The following is a 21,158-nucleotide window of genomic DNA, read 5'->3' as shown; positions in this document are numbered from 1 at the left end:
GTGGCCGCTGACCGGCGACGGTGAAGCAGCGAGTCCGGGCTAGACGACTTCTGACCAGCACCGAGCACACCGTTGACCAGCTTGTCGCCAGTGAGTGGCGAATCGCAGGTCGGTCTGGTTCGTCCCCCAGGCCGCACTGCATGTCTTGCGTGGCCGATCAATGGCGAATCGCAGGTCAACGACTGTCCGGAGCCTCGCCAGCCAGCTCGGCAGCGGTCTTCACCTCGGGGTGCGAGCCACGCGCGATCACCTTTCGGTTGTGGTTCGCGGCGTCGGCGAAGTCGAGCTTCTGCACTCGGCGGTCGTAGGTGATGAGGCCGTTCACTTCGTTTTCTACATCAGTGGTTTGAGTATAGATCGCGCCGGACAACCCCAGGTCGGAAACCAGTCCTTCGAGGCGTTCGCTCACCTCCGCGTAACGGGCAGTGAGTTGTGCGGAATCGGTCGTCATCTCGTAGGCATTAGGCGGACCAGGCCAAATGTGGCCTTCGAGAACCAAGCCCAGGCCACCATATTCGCCGTCTACCAATGCGCGATTGTCCCCCTCGTTCGGTTCCCCCGGCCCGACATACGTGTGATCGTCGTAGATGTCGCCCGCACCAGTGTCCGGGCGAGAGAAGCAGCAGTTCACGCCGCTGTTGGCGATCACCAGCCGCGCCGGGTCGAGTTCCTTGACGAGTTTCGCGATCCGGGCGGTATCGAATTCTCCCCAGCCTTCGTTGAACGGCACCCAGGCGATGAGCGACGTGACATTGCGCAGCTGCGCGACCATCTCCTTCAGCTCTGCCTCGAATCTCCGCTGTCCTTCGGGCAACGGATCAGGTGCGTGCCCGGGCGGTCCGGCAAATGAGACGACCAGCGACGGCATGTCCTGCCAGACGGCCAAACCCAGCCGGTCTGCCCAGTAGTACCAACGCGGGGGCTCGACTTTGACGTGCTTGCGGACCAGGTTGAACCCGAGTTCCTTCGTTTTCTCGAGATCGAACCGCAGCGCCTCGTCCGTCGGCGCGGTGTAACCGCCGTCCGGCCAGTAGCCCTGGTCGAGTGGTCCGTGCAGGAAGGTGACCCGGCCGTTCAACGCGATCCGCGGCCGTCCGTCGACATCCGGGACGATTTCTACCGTTCGCAAGCCGCAATAACTGGCGGCCTCATCCAGTACATCACCGTGCGCATCCAGAAGTCGGATGGTGATGTCGTAGAGAAACGGATCGTCAGGAGACCACGGATGCGGTTCCGGAAGGTTAGCCCGCAGCCGCGCACCAGCCGTACCCCGCACGCGCGCCGCCTCTTCGCCGTTTGGTGGCGAAACGATCAACTCCACTTGCGCACCACCAGTGACCTGCGGGAACACCGACACACCAGACAGGTCTGAGGTGATCTCAAGGGAGGAAATGCGCTCGTTCGGCACCGGCTCGATCCACACAGTCTGCCAAATTCCCGACGTCGAGGTGTAGCAGATACCGCCAGGTTCGTTGCGCTGCTTGCCGATCGGGTACGGCTCGATGTCGGTGCGGTCCTCTGCGCGAACGGTAATTTCCTGCGGTCCTGATGCACGGAGCGCGTCGGTGATGTCCGCGGAGAACGACGTGTACCCGCCCTCATGGGTGACCACCGTCTGGTTGTTGACCCGCACCTCGGCTTTCTGGTCGACTGCACCGAAATGCAGCAACACTCGTCGCCCGCTCCAGCTTTCCGGAACCTCGAACAACCGCCGGTACCACAGCACTTCATCGCGTCGGCCGATCCCGGAAAGCGCCGATTCCGGCGCGAAGGGGACCAGGATGCGCTCGCTGTACCCGACGGGTCGCGGCTCCGTGGGCGAGGCAGGCCATCCTGCGTACTCCCAGATGCCGTTGAGGTTCAGCCATTCCGGCCGGCGAAGCTGGGGCCGCGGGTACTCGGGCAGCACCGCGGCCGGGTCGACTCGGTCGGTCCACGGGGTGGTCAGCGGCGAATCCGCGCGCTGCCATTCGGGCTCTGTTGGAGTCATCACTGGCCATGGTGGCAGAGAAATCCGATCCATGGCATAGCTAAGGGCTGCTCGGACGGCCCAGCCCGGCTTGATGGTTTCGCCGGTTGTCGGTGGTCGCTGGCCGACAACTGGTCATCAGCGCAGCTTCCGCAGGAGCCTCGGGCAAAGTTGCCGTTGACCAGCTATTCGCCGCTCAGTGGCGAATAGCTGGTCAGTCGCTGGAGAAAACGCTTCGGTCCCGGGCGCAGAGGGGTGGGCGAGGCGTGCGAGGGCAGCCGGTCGTGGGCAGTGACCGTAGTAGGAGCTCCGATTCAGTACGGCGGTCGCTACTGTCCGAGACAAGGGCTGAGCTGCGGGGATGCGGCTGCCGCGGGCTAGCCAACCGACCAGGCGGGGCTGTTGCCGTTTTCTGGCGAAACGCCTTGACCAGCGAATTCGTCCCGGCTCAGGCACTTTTTCGCCAGGTGGCGGCGAGGCTTTCCGCCGGTCGTTCGGGCGGCCGCCCCGGGGCAAGCGACTGGCGAGTAACCTCGGGCCATGCGCGTGCTGATGTTGTCCTGGGAGTACCCGCCGGTGGTCATCGGCGGGCTGGCCCGGCACGTCCACGCGCTGGCGAGGCACCTCGCCATGCAGGGCCACGACGTCGTCGTCCTCTGTCGGCACACTGCGGGCACCGACGCATCGACGCATCCGCGCAGCGATCGGGTCATTGAGGGTGTCCGGGTCGTCCGCGTGGCTGAGGACCCGATGCACCTGACTTTCGAGCGTGATCTCGTCGCGTGGACGCTCGCGATGGGGCACGCCATGATCCGGGCGGCGCAGGATTTGCTCCGCACGTGGCAACCCGACGTCGTGCACGCTCACGACTGGCTGGTCACTCATCCGGCGATCGCGGTCGCCGAGGCCGCTCGGGTGCCGCTCGTCGGGACGATTCATGCGACAGAAGCGGGCCGGCATTCGGGATGGCTGTCGCACCCGCTCAACCAGCAAGTGCATTCGGTCGAGTGGTGGCTGGCCAATCGCGCCGACGCGGTGATCACCTGTTCGCAGGCCATGCGCAAGGAGGTCGCGCATCTCTTCGAGATCGACCCGGCCGACGTCGCGGTGATCCATAACGGCATCGAGGGGCGCAGTTGGCGCGTGTCCTCCGGGGAAGTCGCGAGGATGCGGGAACAGCACAGTCCGGACGGTGCGCCGTTCCTGCTGTTCTTCGGTCGGCTGGAGTGGGAAAAGGGCGTCCAGGACCTGCTGACCGCGTTGCCGCGGATCCGCCGCCGATTCCCGGGGACTCGAGTGGTCGTCGCCGGAAAAGGGCGACATCACGATGAGCTTGTCGCACAGGCGCGCAAGCTGCGGATTCGCCGGGCAGTGGACTTCGTCGGTCACCTCTCCGATCGAGACCTGCGCGCACTCCTCGCCGCGGCCGACGCGGTCGTGCTGCCGAGCCGGTACGAGCCGTTTGGGATCGTCGCGCTGGAGGCGGCTGCCGCGAAAGCACCGCTGGTGGCGTCGACCGCGGGTGGGCTCGGCGAGGTGGTCATCGATGGGGAGACCGGACTGGCTTTCGCGCCGGGCGACGTCGCTGGCCTCGCCTCAGCCGTGGTGACGGTCTTGAGCGACGTTCCGGCCGCGACCCGCCGTGCGCGTGCGGCACAGGCGCGGCTTGGTGCGGACTTCGATTGGGGGCGGATCGCGGAGGCGACCGTCGACGTTTACCGGCGGGCGCGGGTCGGTGAGCCAGTAGAGTTGGGGCGGCCGAAGATCGCGACTGGCAACGCGTTCGAAGTGTAGGGCGCGCCAGTTGGCCAGATTCGCCGTTCAGTGGCGAATGACTGGTCAGCGGGGGTCAACGGCGGCGATGAGGTCGCGGTAGTCGGGGTCCGCGGCCACTCGATCGAAGGCGCTCGCCAGCGCGGCTTCGTAGACCGGGACGGCTTTGCGCAACGTGGCTCGGCCGGCATCGGTAATTCCGGTGTAGACGCCGCGACGGTCGTATTCGCAGAGACGTCGTTCGGTCAGGCCGGTACGCTCGAGACGGCCCACGAGGCGGGTCGCGGAGCTCTGGTTGAGCGACGTCGCGTCCGCGAGTTCCTGCATGCGGAGTTCGCCGTCAGGTCGGTCGGCCAGTGACAGCAGGGCGACGAACTCCGAGAAGCCCAGGTGCAGCTGCCGTTGCAAGGCTTGCTCGACCTCGTGGTCGACGCGGCTGCGAAGTGCCATCATGCGGGGCCACATCGCGCCGAGGGTGGTTAGTTTCGCTCCTGCCGACTTGCGGCCATGGGAAGGTGTGGTGGTCACGCGAACTGCCTCTCCGGCGAAACCTCGTCCGACGTCGAGAAGTGACGCCGAGACCTCTTGTATAGCACATGTGCGTGCATGCAATTGGGCGTCTGGAAGCCTCTCGTTCGCTGGAGATCGCACTTGACCCTAGGTGGCATGGTCTGCAGGAGGATTCGGCAGGCCGGTGGTGCAAGAACCTCGCGCAGGTTGAAGGAACCGGTCAGACGAACGTCCGCAGGAACTGGTGCAGCAACGGGTTGACCTGCTCTGGGGTGAGTCAGGGTAGGCGTATGGGCAGTACCGCGGATTACGTGTACGCCACTGGCGTTCGGGAGGCGTTCGTCCAGCAGGTCCATGCGGTCGCGCGGAAGGGAAGCGTCCTGATCGCCCCACATCATCAGCGTCGGGCAGGTAGTTTCGTTCAGGCGGCCCGAAACGTCGTCTCGCTCCAGCAGGCAGTTCGCGGCCGGGCCTAGCGGGAAACAGGGTGCGGCGCGCCATCGTGCGCGCAATTCGTCGCGAAGGTCGGATTCTCCGAGCAGTTGTGTGGAAAGGGGTATGGTGAGGTCGTCAATTGGGCCGTTTTCGCGTAAGGCTGCCAATACGTGTAGGACGTGCCGGGGTCGTCGTCCGGGGATTGTCCGTGGCCGCGGGCGTCTCAGGTGATCACACGCCACTCCGGCGCGAACATCGCTGCTTGCGGCGAGAAGGTTAAGTGGTCCAGGAAGTAGCCGTGTCCCAGGAGCAACGCCGGCCCGTTTCCTCCGGTGTCGGCGAAGAAAATCTGGCGGTCGTTGATGGTTGCCGTGGGCATTTGGCTGGCCTCCAGCTTCGTCGCAAACAATTATGCCGCGCCGGTGCAGCGTGGTGACCACCGTGATCTGGTTCCTGTAGCCAGAACTAGGGCGGTTCGCCGCCGAGTGGCAAATTCCGGCTGGGCATCGGACTGGATACGGTCAGTCGTCAGACTTCGCTGAATGGGTTGAACCACCAGCGAGTTTGAGGCAGATGACTCCGGCGATGATCAATGCCAGGAACAGGATTCGGAGCGGTCCCAGGTTTTCGCCGAAGATGATCGCGCCGAAGATCGCAGCACCGCTCGCGCCGATGCCGGTCCAGACCGCGTAGCCGACGCCGACGTCGATGGTGCGTAGGGCCAGGCTGAGGGTGAAAATCGTTGCAGCCGCAGCGATTACGGTGGCGATCGACCACGGCAGGTTGGTGAAGCCGCGGCTGCCGTCCGTGCTGATGGCGAACGCGATTTCGCAGACCCCGGCGACGAGCAGGATGCCCCACGCGCGGCGAGTGGTCTGCGGCTTCTCCGGTGCGACGATGGGTGCTGCTTCGGGCTGAGCGGACACGATGGGAGTCCTTTCGGGAGTGGGAAGTCGAGGTTCAGGCACCGGTCAGCTGGAGGCCGATGATGCCGCAGATCACGAGGCCGAAGCCGATGAGCTTGCGCCAGTTGAGCTTCTCCTTGAAGATCAGCGCGCCCAGCAGCACGATGCCGACCGAGCCGAGACCGGTCCAGATCGCGTAGCCGACGCCGACGTCCAGCGTCAGCAGGGCGCGGCTGAGGAAGAAAATGCCGCCAGCCGCCATGACCAGCGTGAATACCGACGGCCACAGCTTGGTGAATCCGTTCGTGGCGTTGGCTCCGAGCGCGAAGGCGATCTCGAAGAACACAGCGATGCCGAGGTAGAGCCAGTGCATGGTTTCTCCGGTGCGAGTCAGGTCGGAAGCTGCTCGGCTCCCTTGCCGGCGACGCTCCCCCAGGTAGTTACATGTGCAATATATGTATGTCGAATCAAATAGGCAAGGGGGTTGGCGGGGGTGGTCACGGCGGCATCGGGCGGTTGCCGAGGAAATGAGTTGCGGTCGCCGACAGGGCGGGCGATCCTGAGAAGGAGGCGTTGACCAGGTATTCGCCGCTGAGTGGCAACGACTGTTCGGGCGGAATGGGATCGGAGCCGGAGGGTTCGGCGCCCCGTTCGCATCGCTGGGCGGATCGGGCGAAGGAGACGGGAGCCTCGGCGGGGTCGGCTGCCTGGCGACTGTGGCGATCGGAGTGCGGACAGGGGCTGGACGCCGATTGCATGGAGCCGGGCGAGGGGTTCTTGGCATCGGCGGCGGAGAACGAGTCCGCCCGAAGGAGCCAGCTGGCTGGGTCTGAACGACGTGCTCAGTCTGGGTAATACGGTCGAGCCGGATGAGAGGGTCTCGAACCAGGGGCGGGATCGGACGAGTCCTTGCGTTGTGCAGGGATTCGCCGTTGAGCGGCCACGACAACCCCGGCCTCGATCAGCGCCCGTGATTGCGCAGGGGTCGAGCATAAGCAGCACCCGAGATTCGGCCGGGGCAGAGCACGAGCGGAACCCGGGATCTCGCCTGCGGAGCGCGGGTCAAGAATTGAAGCCGAGCTGGCCCCAAGCCGGAGAATCCGAAAGCCCGCGCCCCTCGCCGGTCAGCGGCGAAGGAGCGCGGGTCCGGAAAGACCCGGGTCCGGTGGCGGGGAGCCTCCGCCACCGGACCCGTCCCCAGCACCATCCCAAAAAGTGGTGCGGGGTAACCGGTCGCCGGTGGTCAGGTCACTGGCGACCGGAGTCTGTCACCGCTCGGTCAGGTAGCGGGCGTAGGCGACAGTCGTGAGGAAGCTCGGCAGCTTCTCGCCGAGGGCGGTCTCGGTGAAGATCTCGCGGGCGTCGTCGAGGCGGGCTGACGGGCCGAGGTCCGTGCGGACCTTTGTCAGTTCGTCGTCCAGGAATTCGACGGCCAGCTCGCGGGTCAGCGCCGTGCCGTCCTCGAGCTTCGTGCCGTTGCGGATCCACTGCCAGACCTGGCACCGCGCGATTTCGGCCGTCGCGGCGTCTTCCATGAGGTTGTGGATCGCCGCGGCACCGGTGCCGCGCAGCCAGGAGTCGATGTAGCGGAGGGCGACGTTGATGTTCGCCCGCACGCCCGCTTCGGTGACCTCGCCACCGGCGCTCGCGACGTCGAGCAGGTCCGAAGCGTCGACGGACACGTCTTCACGCAGCTTGCCGAGCTGGTTCGGCCAGCCGCCGAGCGCGCGGTCGAACACCTCGCGGCAGACCGGGACCAGGCCGGGGTGCGCGACCCACGAGCCGTCGAAGCCGTCGCCTGCCTCGCGTTCCTTGTCCTGACGGACCTTCTCCAGCGCGTTTTCGTTGGTAGCCGGGTCCTTGCTCGGGATGAAGGCCGCCATGCCGCCGATCGCGTGCGCCCCGCGGCGGTGGCAGGTGCTGACGAGCAGTTCGGTGTAAGCGCGCATGAAGGGGACCGTCATCGTCACCTGAGCGCGGTCCGGCAGCACGAAGTCGGCACCGTGCGCGGAGAAGTTCTTGATGACGCTGAAGATGTAGTCCCAGCGACCGGCGTTCAAGCCAGCGGCGTGCTCGCGGAGTTCGTAGAGGATCTCGTCCATCTCGAAGGCCGCGGTGATCGTCTCGATCAGCACGGTCGCGCGGATGGTGCCGCGCGGGATGCCGAGTTCCTTCTGTGCCAGCAGGAACACGTCGTTCCACAGGCGCGCTTCCTGGTGGCTTTCCAGCTTCGGCAGGTAGAAGTACGGGCCGCTGCCGCGCGCCAGAAGCTGCCGGGCGTTGTGGAAGAAGTACAGGCCGAAGTCCACGAGGCTCGCCGAAACCGGGCGGCCGTCGATGCGGATGTGCTTTTCGACCAGGTGCCAGCCGCGCGGGCGGGCGACGATCGTCGCCGGGTCGTCGCCGATCGTGTAGCGCTTGCCGGCCTCGGTGGTGAAGTCGATGTTGCGGCGGATGGCGTCGAACAGGTTGAGCTGGCCGTCGATGACGTTGTGCCAGGTCGGCGAGGTCGCGTCCTCGAAGTCCGCCAGCCACACCTTCGCGCCGGAGTTGAGCGCGTTGACCGTCATCTTGCGGTCGGTCGGGCCGGTGATCTCGACGCGCCGGTCCTCGAGACCGGGCGCGACGGGGGCGATGCGCCAGCTCTCGTCCGCCCGGATCGACCGGGTCTCGGGCAGGAAGTCGAGCTGCTCCTCCCCCGACTGCAGCCGCTCGCGACGGCGGCGGCGCTCGTCGAGGAGTTCGCGGCGGCGTCCGGCGAAGGTGTTGTCGAGTTTGGCTACGAAGTCCAGTGCGGCCGGGGTGAGAATCTCGGCGAAGCGGCCATCGGCGGGCCCGGTGACCTCGATGCGGGTGTTCAACGTGTCAGCCATCTCGTACCTCCGCGAAGGGGGAAAGGAAGGGGGCGGGCCGGCGACCGGGATCGCCGGCCCGCGGGGTGCGTCAGTGGAACTGGTCTTCTTCGGTCGAACCCTTGAGCGCGGTGGTCGAGCTCTCCGGGTTCAGCGCGGTGGACACCAGGTCGAACCAACCGGTGCCGACCTCGCGCTGGTGCTTCGTCGCGGTGTAGCCGCGCTCCTCCGAAGCGAACTCGCGCTCCTGCAGGTCGACGTAGGCGCTCATGCCGTTGCGGGCGTAGCCGTGCGCCAGGTCGAACATCGAGTAGTTCAGCGCGTGGAAGCCGGCCAGCGTGATGAACTGGAACTTGTAACCCATGGCGCCGAGCTCGCGCTGGAACCGCGCGATGGTGTCGTCGTCGAGGTGCTTCTTCCAGTTGAACGACGGCGAGCAGTTGTAGGCCAGCATCTGGTCCGGGTACTGCGCCTTGATCGCCTCGGCGTACTTGCGGGCGACCTCGAGGTCCGGCGTGGAAGTCTCCATCCACAGCAGGTCGGCGTACTGCGCGTAGGCCAAGCCGCGGTCGATGCACGGCTCGATGCCGTTGTTGACCTCGTAGAAGCCCTCGGAGGTGCGGCCGCCGGTGAGGTACTTGCGGTCGCGCTCGTCGACGTCGCTGGTCAGCAGGGTCGCGGCCTGCGCGTCGGTGCGGGCGACGACCAGGGTCGGCACGTTCAGCACGTCGGCGGCGAGACGGGCGGCGTTCAGGGTGCGCTCATGCTGCTTGGTCGGGATGAGGACCTTGCCGCCGAGGTGGCCGCACTTCTTCTCGGACGCGAGCTGGTCTTCCCAGTGCACGCCCGCGGCGCCGGCCGCGATCATGCCCTTCATCAGCTCGAACGCGTTCAGCGGACCGCCGAAGCCAGCCTCGGCGTCGGCGACGATCGGGGCGAACCAGTCGATGTCGCCGTTGCCCTCGGCCCAGTTGATCTGGTCGGCGCGGCCCAGCGCGTTGTTGATGCGGCGGACGACGGCCGGAACCGAGTTGGCCGGGTAGAGGCTCTGGTCCGGGTAGGTCTGGCCGGCGAGGTTGGCGTCGGCGGCGACCTGCCAGCCGGACAGGTAGATGGCCTTCAGGCCGGCGCGCACCTGCTGCACGGCCTGGTTGCCGGTGAGCGCGCCCAGCGCGTGGACGTAGTCCTCGCTGTGCAGCAGCTCCCACAGCTTCTCCGCGCCGCGGCGGGCGAGGGTGTGCTCTTCGACGACAGAACCGCGAAGCTTCACCACGTCGGCGGCGGAGTAGGTCCGCTGGACACCCGCCCAGCGGGGGTCGGTCTTCCACTGCTCGGCCAGCTCGGCCGCCGCCTGCTCGAGCTGATTGGCCTGCTCGGTCATCGGACTCTCCCGTGTTGCGAAGTTTGCGATTGCTCGCCTTGCCTGGTCACGACCCTGACACGAGCGGGAAAACCTGGTCTAGCGCTCCAATTTGCCAATTTCTGCGAAGATTGCCTAGCATGTTGCAAAGGTTGCGAATCTGCCGTTCGCAACCGCAGCGAAAATTCGCGGGCTTGATCGTTCACGTAATCGTTCAGGCCCGGAAACCTTCCGACCGGACGGAGCACTGATGGACAAAACTTTCGCCGGGGCGCGGTTGCGGCATCTGCGTGAGAGCCGGTCGATGAGCCAGGCGGATCTCGCCCGTGTGCTCGAGATCTCACCCAGTTATCTCAATCAGATCGAGCACAACTCGCGCCCGCTGACAGTGCCGGTGCTGCTTCGGATCACGCAGGCGTTTGGGGTCGACACCGAGTTCTTCGCCAACAACGACACCTCGCGGCTCGTTGCCGACGTCAAGGAAGCCCTGCTCGACGAGGCCGTGGGCATCGAAGCGACGACGAGCGAACTGAACGAACTGGCCAGCAACCTGCCGTCGATCGCGCAGGCGTTGGTGAAACTGCATCGCAGCTACCGCAACGCCGTGGAGAGCACAGCCGCACTGACCACGGAAAACGGTCTTGGCCTGCACGGGAGCGCCGCCGCGCCATTGCCGCACGAGGAGGTCCGCGACTTCTTCTACGAGCGGGAGAACTACGTCGCCGAGCTGGACGAGCGGGCCGAGAAGATGGCCGCGCAGATCCCGCTGCGGCGCGGATCGGTGCTCGGGTCGCTCAAGGAACGGCTGTGGCAGCGCTACGGCGTCGACGTGACCAGCGAAGGCATCAACGAATCCGCAGGTGAACAGCATCGGTACGAGCCGGCGACACGGGTGTTGCGGCTGGCACCGAGCCTGCGCGTCGGACAGCAGGCGTTCCGGATGGCATCTCAGATCGCGTTGCTGGAATACGACGACTTGATCACCGAACTCGCCGATTCATGGGCGTTTTCCGGCCCGGCCGCACGCACGCTCGCGCGGGTCGGCCTGGCGAACTACTTCGCCGGTGCGCTGATCCTGCCGTACAGCCCATTCCTGGCCGCGGCCGAAGAGTTCCGGTACGACATCGAGCGCCTCTGCGACCACTTCGGCGTCGGTTTCGAGACCACGTGTCACCGGCTGTCGACTCTTCAGCGGCCAAAACAGCGCGGGGTGCCGTTCTCGTTCGTGCGCGTGGACCGGGCCGGGAACATGTCGAAACGCCAGTCGGCGGCGGGTTTTCACTTCTCGCGCGTCGGCGGTGCTTGCCCGTTGTGGAACATCTACGAGGCGTTCACCTCGCCGGGCAAAATCCTCACGCAGATCGCCGCGCTGCCGGACGGCAAGCGGTACTTCTGGGTCGCGCGGACGGTGTCGCGCAATATCGGCGGCTACGGCAGCCCGGGCAAGACGTTCACCGTCGGTCTCGGCTGCGAACTGCGGCACGCGGGCCGGCTGATCTACTCGACCGGCCTTGACCTGGACGAACCCGCCGCCGCGACGCCGATCGGCATGGGCTGCAAGGTGTGCGACCGGCCCGCTTGTTCGCAACGCGCGTTTCCGGCCATCGGCAAACCGCTCACGGTGGACGAAAACACCAGCACCTTCGTCCCGTACCCGGCGGTGCCGAAGACGTGAACGCAGCCAGTGACGTGAGTGCCCCGGACGTGTTCACCGGGTGCGAAGTACATTCACCCGAGTGCACGACATCGACACGGTGAACGCAGAACTGGTCGAACAGGCCGCCGAACGGCTCGCGGGCGTGGTCACCCGCACGCCCCTCGAGCCCAACGCGCGCCTGTCGTCCCGCGTAGACGCGCGCGTCTGGCTTAAGCGCGAAGACCAGCAGACTGTGCGCTCGTACAAGATCCGCGGCGCGTACAACTTCATCGTGCAGCTCGATGCCGCGACGCGGGCGCGCGGTGTCGTGTGCGCGAGTGCGGGCAACCACGCACAAGGCGTCGCGTACGCGTGTCGCCGTTTAGGGGCGAATGGTCGCGTGTACGTGCCGGGCACGACGCCTCGACAGAAGCGTGAACGCATTGCGGCGCTCGGCGGTGCGCACATCGAGGTCATTGTCGTCGGCGAGACGTACGAAGACGCCTTCGCCGCGGCTAAGGACGACGCCCACCGCACTGGGGCGACGCTCGTGCCAGCGTTCGACGACGTCCGCACTGTGGCCGGTCAGGGCACTGTCGCGCTTGAAGTGGTCTCGCAGCTCGGCTTCATGCCGGATGTCCTGGTCGTGCCGGTCGGCGGCGGCGGGCTGCTGGCCGGGATCGCGACGTGGGTTCGCGAGCGGCATCCGGACATCCGGGTCGTCGGCGTTGAGCCAGCTGGGGCGATGTGCATGGCGGCGGCTCTCGAAGCGGGCGAGCCGGTGCGGATCGACGCGGTGGACCCGTTCGTGGACGGTGCCGCGGTGCGCGAGGCCGGACAAGTGACGTTCCCGTTGATCCGGGACAGTGGTGCGGAACTGACGTCCGTCGCCGAGGGTGCGGTGTGCACGGAAATGCTGTCGCTGTACCAATCGGACGGCATCATCGCCGAACCCGCGGGTGCGCTCGCGGCCGCTTCGCTCGGGACGAGCGTGCAGGTCGAACCGGGACAGACGGTGGTGTGCATCGTTTCCGGCGGCAACAACGACGTCAGCCGGTACAGCGAAATCCTCGAGCGCTCGCTGATGCACGAAGGGTTGAAGCACTACTTCCTCGTCAGCTTCCCGCAGGAACCCGGCGCGCTCCGGCGGTTCCTTGACGAAATCCTCGGACCGGAGGACGACATCACCCGGTTCGAGTACGTGAAGCGCAACAACCGGGAGATCGGTCCGGCGTTGATCGGTGTCGAGATCCCGCGGCGCGCGGACTTGCCGGGGTTGCTGGCGCGGTTGGAGAAGAGCCCGTTGCAGGTGGAGCGAGTGGAGCCGGGGAGTCCGTTGTTCCACTTCCTGCTCTGAGGTCCTGTCCCCGGGCTCTGTGCAGCAGGGACTTTACCCGCTGGGTAAGCCGACTAGGGCACGTTCCGGGAGGACGAGAGTGGCCGCGCCCGTCGAGATCGTGGACTACGACCCGCGATGGCCTCAAGTATTCGCCAGTCTCCGCGACCGGATCACCGAAGCGATCGGCGGACTTGCGCAACGCGTCGAGCACGTCGGCAGCACAGCGGTCCCCGGGCTGGCCGCTAAACCGATCATCGACCTGACTGTCGTCATCGCCACCCGCGACGACCTGCCCGCAGTTGTCGCCAATTTGCGGCGAATCGGCTACCGGCACGAAGGCGATCTCGGCATTCCCGGTCGAGAAGCCTTCGCCCGGCCTCCCGGCACACCGCCGCACCACCTCTACGTCTGCACTGGCGAGAACGAGAATCTCGCTCGGGTAATCGCGTTCCGGGACTTCCTGCGCACTCACCCGGAGACCGCTCACAAGTACGCGACGTTGAAGCGTTCGCTCGCCCATCGCTTCCGCACCGACCGTGCCGCCTACACCGCAGCGAAGACCGGCTTTATCGACGACGTGGTGGCGAAAGCTCTGTCGGAGCCGCCTGACCGCGGCGTCGGTTGAAGGGCGTTCAGACAGTCCGATCGTGGCTGATCGAGCTGAATTGGCTCCTGTCCACGCAGGTCAGAGCGATTCGCCAAAAAACGGCAACACTGCTCAGCCCAGTTCGGCGCTGCCCTCACGGTAGATCTTCGCGGACTTGATGCGGTCTCCGGACAGCCGATAGAAGCCAGCGATGGCGAAGACGTGGTCCTCGCCGTTGTGGGTGAGCCGCTCAGTCAATTGGGCGGCGACCTGGTCACCGTCCGCGAGAACGTTGTCGACCGTCAAAGTCGGGAGAAGTTGTTCCATGGCACCGCTGAACAGCTCGGTAAGTTCAGCGCGTCCGCGCGCGACGCTGCTTCCGGTGATCCACACCGCGTCCTCGGTGAAGCCGTCGAGAAGGGCTTGAAGGTCACGGTTGTTGAAGGCGGCGACGTGCCGACGCAGGGCTTCGCTCATAGGACGAGACTATCGACGCTGTCAGGCTATTTTCGCCGCCGGACTCGACAGACGTGTTTACGTCAGCTGTCGCCAAGCGTCTTCTGCAGCGCCTTATTGGCCTTGCGCGCCATGTCGGCGACTGCCTCGCGCCGGGCCGCATCCGCGGCGTAGTCGTCCTCGCGGTTGCGGACCACTCGGGCCGGTGAGCCGACCGCGATCGAGTAGTCCGGGATGTCACCGCGCACCACCGCGTGCGCGCCGAGCACGCTGCCGCGGCCGACGCGGGTGCCCTTGAGGACGCTGACCTTCGTGCCGAGCCACGTGTCCGGGCCGATCCGGACCGGCGACTTGACGATGCCCTGGTCCTTGATCGGCACGTGGATGTCCGCGGTCACGTGGTCGAAGTCGCAGATGTACACCCAGTCGGCGACGAGCGTGGCGGCGCCGAGCTCGATGTCGAGGTAGCAGTTGATCACGTTCTGCCGCCCGAACACCGACTTGTCGCCGATGCGAAGGGACCCCTCGTGACAGCGGATGGCGTTGCCGTCGCCGATGTGCACCCAGCGGCCGATCTCCATCCGGCCGTATCCGGGACGGCAGTGGATCTCGACGTTCTTGCCGAGGAAGAGCATGCCGCGCAGGATGATGTGCGGGTTCGCGATGCGGAATTTGAGCAGCCGGTAGTAGCGCACGAGGTACCACGGCGTGTACGCGCGATTGCGCAGGATCCAGCGCAGCGAGTCGGCCGTCAGGAACTTCGCCTGGTGCGGGTCCCGCCGGGCCCGCCGCCAGGCGCGCACGCGCGACAACGCGGGCGCACCCCACATCGACGTCATGCCCTTGACCGTAACCTGTGGACGACGGCCAGCCACAGGCAAGGGGAGCAGGATGGGGACCAAGCTGATCATCGACACCGATCCCGGCGTCGATGATGCTTTCGCGATCGCGCTGGCCGCGAGGTCGGCGGACGTCGACCTGCTAGGCGTGACGACTGTCTTCGGCAACGTACCGCTGAGCACGACGACCGCTAACGCGCGCCGGCTGCTGCAGCTATGCGACCGCCCGGACGTGCCGGTCGCCGCGGGCGCCTCGCGGCCTCTCCTCCACCGCGAACCGCACCGGGCGAGCACCGTCCACGGCTTGGATGGACTTTCCGGGCACGCCGATTCATTGCCCGATGCGACCCGCCCGCTCGAGGCCTCGGACGCGGTCAGCCTCATGGTCTCGCTGCTCGAAGCCTCGGCCGAACCGGTGACCATCGCGCCGATCGGTCCGCTCACGAACATCGCCGCCCTGCTCGCGGCCCACCCCGGCGTGCGTTCGAAAATCGCGCGAATCGTCCTGATGGGCGGCGCGATCACCCTCGGCAACTCGACCGCCGTCTCCGAATTCAACATCTGGGCCGACCCGGACGCCGCCCGGCGTGTGATCGCCGAAGACGACGTCCCGTGCGTGATGGTCCCCCTCGATCTCACTCACCGGTGCGCGGTGGACAGCACGTGGTTGGCGAAACTGGCCGCGTCCGGACCGGTCGGTCAGGCGCTGAACTCGTTCACTCCGGATTATCTCGCGCACTACCGGCAGGTGCTCGGTTACGAAGGCATCGTCATGCATGACGCGGTGGCTGTCGCCGAGGCGATCCGGCCAGGCATTCTGCGCACGGAGACTTACCCGGTCGACATCGACTGCGGCCCAGGTCCGACCCGGGGCATGACGATCGTCGACCGGCGGGCGGTCGCGAACGCGCCGACCGGGCGGGCGATCGAGGTGGCGGTGGATACGGAACTGGACACGCTGCGCGAGTTCGTGCTGTCGAGACTCGCCGGGGGCCGGTGATGGAGGAGGCTGGGGAGTCGCCGCTGAGTGGCGAATCGCAGGTCGCGCCCAATGCGGTGACGGGTCTGGGCGACGGGGAGCCTCGTGGGACGGGCGCGTCGCCGGTCAGTGGCGAATCGCGGGTCACCCCTGGCGGGGTAGCGGATGCGGACGGCGCGGAGCCGGGTGGCGCTGGTTCATTGCCGGTCAGCGGCGAATCGCAAGTCACGCCTGACGCGGCGACGGGTTCGGACGGTGCGAAGCAGAGTGGCGCGGGGGCGTTGCCGGTTGGTGGCGAATCGGGTGGCTTGGGTGGCTCGTCCGTGGATCGCGTGTCGCCCGTGGGTGGCGGATCGGTCGGCTCGGGTGGTGCGTCAGTCGGGGACGCGTCGCCGGTGAGCGGCGAATCAGTCGGCTCGGGTGGTGCCTCGGTCGGGGAATCGTTGTCGGCGGGTGGCGAAAATCGTGGGTCGACCAGGGTGTCGCCGTTGAGTGGCGAAAGCTTCGGGCTGGCCGGTGAATCGTCGTTGGATGGCGAGCGGCCTGAGGTGGAGGGCTCGTCGCCGTTGAGTGGCAGCAGTGCAGATTTGGCCGCTGAGTTGCCGCTTAATGGCGATAGGTCTGGCTCGACGAGCAGGTCGCTGCGGAGCGGCGAAGCATCCGAGTTGGGCGATGTCTCGCCGGTTAACGGCGACGCCTCCGCGTCCGGTGGTTCGGCGTTGAACGGCGAGACGCCTGCATTGACCAGCGCGTCGCCGCTGAGTGGCGAAACGTCCGGAGTGGGTGGCGGTTCGCCAGCCGGTGGCGATGAGCGGGAGCTGACCAGCGCGTCGCCAGTAGATGGCGACGGGGTCCAGCCGCCGGAGGGTGACGGGGTCGGGGGTTCTGCGGGGCTGGGTTTTCTCGCGCGGAATCGGCGGGCTGTGGTGGCGTTGGCAGCGGTCATGGTGGCCGTTGCGGCGTTGGTCGTCGCGGTGCGAGTTTTGCCGGGTGGCGGTGATAGCGAGGCGAATTCTGGGGACGTCGCGGTGACGGGGTCGTTGGCTCCCGGGACCTCGAAGGCACCGTCGGCCTCTCCTGCGCCGACACCGGTGCCGGTTCAGAGTGGGGTGCCGCGGGCTGGGGAGTTCGGGGGGTGGGCGTCGCGGACCAGCCAGTGGCTTGACATTCCGTTGCGGGCGATGAACGGGTATGCGCAGGCGACCGTCACACTCAGCAAGGAACAGCCTGACTGTCACCTGTCTTGGATCACTCTCGCCGCGATCGGGAAGATCGCCAGCGACCACGGGCGGGCGCAGGGTAATCGGGTCGGGGAGAACGGGACGCTCGCTAAACCGCTGGGCACGGTGGAGGTTCTCGACTTCTATCACCGGGCCGTGTCGACGCCGGGGGCGGCGGGGCCGTTGCAGCTCTCCCCCGCGATATGGAGCAAGTGGCAGCGCAGTGCGTCCGGTGGCAAGTCTGATATTCAGAACATCGACGACTCGGCGCTCACGGCTGGGCGCGCGCTCTGTGCGAATGGCCGCGATTTGGCGACGGACTGGTGGAACGGGGTCGCCACATTGGAACCCGCACCGGTCGTCTTGCATCGGACGCTTGCGACGACCAACGTTTACGGCACGGTCGGGCAGAGTGATCAGCCGCCCAATCCTGCGGTTCTTACGGCGGTCGACTTCGCGATCGACCAGATCGGGCTGCCGTACGTTTGGGGCGGCAATGGCACTCGCGACGCCGATCCTGGTTTCGACTGTTCAGGTCTGACGACTGCGGCTTACGCGAGCGCGGACGTCAAGCTGATGCGGACGGCGGACACGCAATTCCGCAGCGTTGCCCATGTGAACGAACCCCAGTTGGGCGATTTGATCTTCTTCGGTGAGCCCGCCTCGAAGATCCATCATGTGGGGCTTTACATCGGAAACCAGCAGATGATCGACGCGCCGCAGACTGGGCAGGCGGTTCAGGTTCATCCGTATCGACGGCCGGGCGACGATTACGCGGGGGCGGGGCGGCCGACGGCCTGACCTGCGTCGTCTTGAGGTTGAGGCTGTACCGAGGTTGTGGGCCAGGGCTGGATCTCGTGGCGGGTGGTGCTTTCGCCGTTCAGTGGCGAGAACCTTGACTGCCTGGCCGGGGGTTGCCGTTAGGGGGCGGGAGGCGGCGCGGCAATGAGGTCGTTGCGGAAGTTTGGGCATCCGGGAGTCGCAGCGGAAAGTGCTAGGCGGGCCAGTCGGTGATGCCTAAGTCTTCCAGCAAGGCGGTGCCTGCGACGAACGCTTGGGCTGACAGCGGGCCGTCGGCGTCGGCGAGGCGGCGGTATTCGCGGAGGGCTGCGCGGTGGTCGCCTAGGTGGCGGTAGCTGTCGGCGAGCAGGTAGGCGGCTTGGTCGTGGGCGTCGGTTCCCGGATTTAGGCGTTCGATGGCGCGTTGGCTGGCGTCGACGGCGTCCTCGTAGCGGCCGGCGGCGTGGTTGGCCTGGGCCAGCTGGTGCCATTGTTCGGGAGTGTCTTCGCCGCGCAGTGCGGCTTGGCCGATGGCTTCGGTGAAGTCGTCGGCGGAGTGCGCGGGATCGGGCAGCGAGCAGGCACGGAGGTAGCGCATTCGCCCGATCAGGCGGCCCATTCCTTGGGGCGGTGCGGCTAAGATGTGTTCTACGACCTCCAGGTAACCGTTGTGGTGTGAGAGTTGTTCTAGAGCTTCCAAGGCTTTTTCCGGTGCGCGGGCATTGATGAGTGCCTCCAGCGCGGCCGTCGCGGTGGTGAGCGAGGGGCGCAGCGTGGTGTCGAGGATTAAGAGTGTGCCTCGCGCTAGGTGGTCGGACGCGGCTTCGGCGTGTCGTTGGCCGCGGGTCAGTGCGGCTCGTGCGTCGGCGTGGGCGCCTTGGCTGGCGAGGAGGTAGGCCAGCCAGTATTCGCCCCAGGCGCAATGGGTGTCGTTGCCGGAATGGCGCAGTTGTTCGACGGCGGCGACGGCGGTCCTGACAGCTTCGTCGGGGCGGCCGGTGTGGGCAGTCCATAGGCTGAGCCAGCATTCGGTGAGCAGGGCGCGCGGGTGGTCGCCGTGCTGGCGGTAGACGTCGATGGCGTAGCGCAGTGCTGGTTCGGTTTGCTCGCTTTGGAAGAACCTTGCGCGTAGGTCGATCAGTCGTGCGTCGAGGTGTGGTGGGAGGTCGTCGGACACGACGGTCAGGCAGGCGCGGGCTTCTTCGGCTTCGCAGCGGAGGTCGTGCCATTCGGCGCGGGCGAGCAAGTCCTCGTCGGACAGTCCGGGCGGGGGCAGCAAATTCAGCGGCGGGCGGCTGGTCGGGTCTAGCGGCAGGAAGTCCGTGAGCGGTTCGGCGGCCAGACGTGCGCGGATGCGGTCGCCCTGGAAGGTGTTGCCGTTGCGGCGATCGAATTGTGCGGCCAGGTCCAGGGCTAGGCGACGCATACGGCGGGCGAGAATCCGCAGAGGGACCGTGTTCGGGTCCTCGGGGCCTAGGTCCAGCACGGTCTCGCCGCGGCCGGCGCGGACTAGGGCGCTGGTCAGCACTGCGGCCGAGGCGGCGAATTCCATGGTGGCGAAAGGGCGTTGGCGCGCCTCGAAACCCTCCATCGCGGCCAGCCAGTCGATCCCGGCGAGTTCGTTGCCGGTCAGCGCGCAGAATTCGATGATGCGGCCGAAGTTTTCCAGCGAATAGAACTCGCCTGACGTGGTACGGCGGATGCGGCGGTAGGTCAGCGCCGCGAGTTCCCATTCGCCGGCGCGGGCCAGCGGGAGCAGCATCAGGCAGCGGGTCAGCACGATCGGATCGTCGAAGGACGCGGGATTGTCCAGCAGTTCGGCCGCGATGTGCCGGGCGCGCGAGAATTCTCCCTTGTTCAGGTGGTGGTCGATCGTGGTGACGTCGAGCCATCGATCGTCCGCGTCGGTCGGTGCGGTGGCGACCCAGCGCAGGTGGGCCTCGTCGGCGGCTGGCCAGTCGCCGAGATGTGCGGCGACTCCGCGCTGGGCCGCATAGACCTCGTGCTGGGGCAGATCGGCGTCGGTGTAGCGGCGTTCTACTCCTTGCAGGGCGGCCCGGATCTCAGCGAGGGTCAGGTCCGGGAAGTCGACCATGCATTCGACCAGCCAGGCGTACCAGCCGAGAAGTTCGGCCTCGTCGTTCCGGTCGAACCGCCACCTGCGCTGATCGTACGCGTCGAGACATTCGTAGAGCAGGCTTCGTAACCGATCCCATTGTCCGTCGAGCCGGCAGGCTTCGGCGAGCATGCGGCGGGATCGGAACGCGGCTCGCGATTCTCGCAGGCGGTCGGCGGTTCGCACGGCATCGGCCAGCAGTGCGGTCCGCTCCGCGCCGTGGTCCATGGCGTCCGCTACCCGCAATGACAACCACAGATCCGCGGGCCCGTCTGTCATGTCCACGGCGGGAATCTAGCGGATGCGGGCCGCGCGCAGCAGAGAAACTGCCGTGTGGCAACGAATTACTTGGGGTGCGTTGATCAGGTTGGGGATTCAGTTCACCCGGTCAGGGGTGCTGGACATGGTCTAGGGACAGCTGCCACAGTTGCTGTGCGGCTGCGTCGTCGCGTGCCCAGCGTTTGACGGCGTGGCTGTTGCCTGCCAGGTCGACGTCGTCGGGCACGGTCGCGGCTTCGTTGCCGTCGTCCAGATAATGGCCACCGTTATGGGCGAATTCCGGGGCGGTCGCGGCGACCAGAGTCGTGGCCGCGCCTTGTTCGACGGTCTTGTATTCGAAGACTCCGGCGGCTTCGAGCCGGGCCAGGTGGTCCTTCATCGCCGGGGTGAAATCCCGTTGCAGGCCAGTGGAAATGCCGCCGGGGTTGACCGCGTTGGCGACGATTCCGTCGGCTGCCCACCGGCGAGTCGCTTCCACGGCGAACAGCGAGTTGGCCGTTTTCGACTGCCCGTAAGCCAATTGGGGGTCGTAGGCGCGGCGGATAAAGTGGGGGTCAGCAAAGACAACGGGTGAGTACATGTGCGCGCCGGAGGTCACCGCCACGATCCGGGCCGCGTCTCGCTGGCTCGCGCCTGCGGCTAGGGCGTCGTGCAGGCCTAGTGCCAGCGCGAAATGGCCCAGGTGATTGGTCGCGAACTGCAATTCCCAACCTTGCTGGGTGCGGCCCAGGGTGGGGCGCATGACGCCGGCATTGTTGATCAGCAGGTGCAGCGGGCCATCCCAGCTGGTGGTGAAGTGGGTGACGGTGGCGAGGTCGGCTAGTTCCAGATGTGCGACGTGGACGGCTCGGTTTCCGGTGGCGGCAGAGATGTCATCGGCGACGCTCGCGCCGAGGGTGGTGTTGCGTACGGCGAGGGTGACGTCGGCGCCGACCGAGGCGAGCGCTCGGGCCGTTTCGCGGCCTAGGCCCGAGGTGGCACCGGTGACGATGGCGCGGACGCCGGCAAGGTTCAGGCCTGCGACGACGTCGTCCGCAGTACTAGTGGCGTCGAAGGCCGTGCGGATCAGGGATGGTTGGGGCACCCTTCGGACTATACGGGTTGGACGTGGTTTGTATAGTGTG

Annotated in this window: 17 protein-coding genes; 6 read left to right on the top strand and 11 right to left on the bottom strand. The window is 66.6% G+C overall.

Going from position 1 to position 21,158, the window contains the following annotated elements; translation table 11 throughout:
* Positions 1 to 175: 175 nt before the first annotated feature.
* Positions 176 to 1,990 (bottom strand): glycoside hydrolase family 2 protein, encoded by a 1,815-nt coding sequence (locus ACZ63D_RS26855; RefSeq protein ID WP_465357131.1) that lies wholly within the window; start codon positions 1,988 to 1,990, stop codon positions 176 to 178.
* A 519-nt stretch (positions 1,991 to 2,509) separates the two neighbouring features.
* Here ACZ63D_RS26855 and ACZ63D_RS26850 point away from each other — a divergent pair.
* Complete coding sequence (locus ACZ63D_RS26850) at positions 2,510 to 3,763, top strand: glycosyltransferase family 4 protein (RefSeq protein ID WP_465357130.1); 1,254 nt, start codon at positions 2,510 to 2,512, stop codon at positions 3,761 to 3,763.
* Positions 3,764 to 3,808: 45 nt separating this feature from the next.
* On the opposite strand, the gene ACZ63D_RS26845 is transcribed toward ACZ63D_RS26850, so the two are convergent.
* The 6 genes from ACZ63D_RS26845 to aceA form a co-directional block, all read right to left on the bottom strand.
* Positions 3,809 to 4,195, bottom strand: coding sequence for a MarR family winged helix-turn-helix transcriptional regulator (locus ACZ63D_RS26845; protein WP_465357129.1), 387 nt, complete (start codon positions 4,193 to 4,195; stop codon positions 3,809 to 3,811).
* A gap of 715 nt (positions 4,196 to 4,910) precedes the next feature.
* Complete coding sequence (locus tag ACZ63D_RS26840) at positions 4,911 to 5,066, bottom strand: alpha/beta fold hydrolase (protein WP_465357128.1); 156 nt, start codon at positions 5,064 to 5,066, stop codon at positions 4,911 to 4,913.
* 142 nt (positions 5,067 to 5,208) lie between these two features.
* Positions 5,209 to 5,613: a DMT family transporter gene (locus ACZ63D_RS26835; RefSeq protein WP_465357127.1), complete on the bottom strand. Its 405-nt coding sequence runs from the start codon at positions 5,611 to 5,613 to the stop codon at positions 5,209 to 5,211.
* Positions 5,614 to 5,647: 34 nt separating this feature from the next.
* Positions 5,648 to 5,965, bottom strand: coding sequence for a DMT family transporter (locus ACZ63D_RS26830; RefSeq protein WP_465357126.1), 318 nt, complete (start codon positions 5,963 to 5,965; stop codon positions 5,648 to 5,650).
* A gap of 895 nt (positions 5,966 to 6,860) precedes the next feature.
* Positions 6,861 to 8,465, bottom strand: coding sequence for a malate synthase A (aceB, locus tag ACZ63D_RS26825; protein WP_465357125.1), 1,605 nt, complete (start codon positions 8,463 to 8,465; stop codon positions 6,861 to 6,863).
* A gap of 70 nt (positions 8,466 to 8,535) precedes the next feature.
* The gene (aceA, locus tag ACZ63D_RS26820) at positions 8,536 to 9,825 is read right to left on the bottom strand and encodes an isocitrate lyase (protein WP_100266719.1); all 1,290 of its coding nucleotides are present in this window, start codon (positions 9,823 to 9,825) and stop codon (positions 8,536 to 8,538) included.
* Positions 9,826 to 10,054: 229 nt separating this feature from the next.
* Here aceA and ACZ63D_RS26815 point away from each other — a divergent pair, with 229 nt between their 5' ends.
* The 3 genes from ACZ63D_RS26815 to ACZ63D_RS26805 all read left to right on the top strand — a co-directional run bounded on the left by ACZ63D_RS26815 (position 10,055) and on the right by ACZ63D_RS26805 (position 13,404).
* Positions 10,055 to 11,479: a short-chain fatty acyl-CoA regulator family protein gene (locus ACZ63D_RS26815; RefSeq protein WP_465357124.1), complete on the top strand. Its 1,425-nt coding sequence runs from the start codon at positions 10,055 to 10,057 to the stop codon at positions 11,477 to 11,479.
* A gap of 61 nt (positions 11,480 to 11,540) precedes the next feature.
* Positions 11,541 to 12,797 (top strand): threonine ammonia-lyase IlvA, encoded by a 1,257-nt coding sequence (gene ilvA / locus ACZ63D_RS26810; protein WP_465357123.1) that lies wholly within the window; start codon positions 11,541 to 11,543, stop codon positions 12,795 to 12,797.
* A 79-nt stretch (positions 12,798 to 12,876) separates the two neighbouring features.
* On the top strand, positions 12,877 to 13,404 hold the full coding sequence (locus tag ACZ63D_RS26805; RefSeq protein WP_465357122.1) for a GrpB family protein: 528 nt from the start codon (positions 12,877 to 12,879) through the stop codon (positions 13,402 to 13,404).
* A gap of 93 nt (positions 13,405 to 13,497) precedes the next feature.
* Here ACZ63D_RS26805 and ACZ63D_RS26800 read toward each other — a convergent pair whose 3' ends face one another.
* The gene (locus tag ACZ63D_RS26800) at positions 13,498 to 13,842 is read right to left on the bottom strand and encodes a nuclear transport factor 2 family protein (protein WP_465357121.1); all 345 of its coding nucleotides are present in this window, start codon (positions 13,840 to 13,842) and stop codon (positions 13,498 to 13,500) included.
* A 62-nt stretch (positions 13,843 to 13,904) separates the two neighbouring features.
* Positions 13,905 to 14,660, bottom strand: coding sequence for an acyltransferase (locus tag ACZ63D_RS26795; RefSeq protein WP_037712791.1), 756 nt, complete (start codon positions 14,658 to 14,660; stop codon positions 13,905 to 13,907).
* A gap of 52 nt (positions 14,661 to 14,712) precedes the next feature.
* Between ACZ63D_RS26795 and ACZ63D_RS26790 the strand changes: the two genes are divergently transcribed.
* Positions 14,713 to 15,660: a nucleoside hydrolase gene (locus ACZ63D_RS26790; RefSeq protein WP_465357120.1), complete on the top strand. Its 948-nt coding sequence runs from the start codon at positions 14,713 to 14,715 to the stop codon at positions 15,658 to 15,660.
* Between the two features lie 923 nt (positions 15,661 to 16,583).
* The gene (locus tag ACZ63D_RS26785) at positions 16,584 to 17,660 is read left to right on the top strand and encodes a C40 family peptidase (RefSeq protein ID WP_465357447.1); all 1,077 of its coding nucleotides are present in this window, start codon (positions 16,584 to 16,586) and stop codon (positions 17,658 to 17,660) included.
* 193 nt (positions 17,661 to 17,853) lie between these two features.
* Here the strand turns inward: ACZ63D_RS26785 and ACZ63D_RS26780 are convergent, their stop codons facing one another.
* Together ACZ63D_RS26780 and ACZ63D_RS26775 are read right to left on the bottom strand one after the other, a co-directional pair.
* The gene (locus ACZ63D_RS26780) at positions 17,854 to 20,040 is read right to left on the bottom strand and encodes a hypothetical protein (RefSeq protein ID WP_465357119.1); all 2,187 of its coding nucleotides are present in this window, start codon (positions 20,038 to 20,040) and stop codon (positions 17,854 to 17,856) included.
* Positions 20,041 to 20,143: 103 nt separating this feature from the next.
* The gene (locus tag ACZ63D_RS26775; RefSeq protein ID WP_465357118.1) at positions 20,144 to 21,118 is read right to left on the bottom strand and encodes an SDR family NAD(P)-dependent oxidoreductase; all 975 of its coding nucleotides are present in this window, start codon (positions 21,116 to 21,118) and stop codon (positions 20,144 to 20,146) included.
* Positions 21,119 to 21,158 lie beyond the last annotated feature (40 nt).

The sequence above is a fragment of the Amycolatopsis sp. NPDC104775 genome (assembly GCF_055583325.1).
This window is presented reverse-complemented; position numbering and strand designations above follow the sequence as displayed.

Coding starts and splice junctions, on each gene's coding strand:
- ACZ63D_RS26855 (WP_465357131.1), bottom strand. CDS start 1,990: ATGACTCCAACAGAGCCCGAATGGCAGCGCGCGGATTCGCCGCTGACC.
- ACZ63D_RS26850 (WP_465357130.1), top strand. CDS start 2,510: ATGCGCGTGCTGATGTTGTCCTGGGAGTACCCGCCGGTGGTCATCGGC.
- ACZ63D_RS26845 (WP_465357129.1), bottom strand. CDS start 4,195: ATGATGGCACTTCGCAGCCGCGTCGACCACGAGGTCGAGCAAGCCTTG.
- ACZ63D_RS26840 (WP_465357128.1), bottom strand. CDS start 5,066: ATGCCCACGGCAACCATCAACGACCGCCAGATTTTCTTCGCCGACACC.
- ACZ63D_RS26830 (WP_465357126.1), bottom strand. CDS start 5,965: ATGCACTGGCTCTACCTCGGCATCGCTGTGTTCTTCGAGATCGCCTTC.
- aceB (WP_465357125.1), bottom strand. CDS start 8,465: ATGGCTGACACGTTGAACACCCGCATCGAGGTCACCGGGCCCGCCGAT.
- aceA (WP_100266719.1), bottom strand. CDS start 9,825: ATGACCGAGCAGGCCAATCAGCTCGAGCAGGCGGCGGCCGAGCTGGCC.
- ACZ63D_RS26815 (WP_465357124.1), top strand. CDS start 10,055: ATGGACAAAACTTTCGCCGGGGCGCGGTTGCGGCATCTGCGTGAGAGC.
- ACZ63D_RS26800 (WP_465357121.1), bottom strand. CDS start 13,842: ATGAGCGAAGCCCTGCGTCGGCACGTCGCCGCCTTCAACAACCGTGAC.
- ACZ63D_RS26795 (WP_037712791.1), bottom strand. CDS start 14,660: ATGACGTCGATGTGGGGTGCGCCCGCGTTGTCGCGCGTGCGCGCCTGG.
- ACZ63D_RS26790 (WP_465357120.1), top strand. CDS start 14,713: ATGGGGACCAAGCTGATCATCGACACCGATCCCGGCGTCGATGATGCT.
- ACZ63D_RS26785 (WP_465357447.1), top strand. CDS start 16,584: ATGGTGGCCGTTGCGGCGTTGGTCGTCGCGGTGCGAGTTTTGCCGGGT.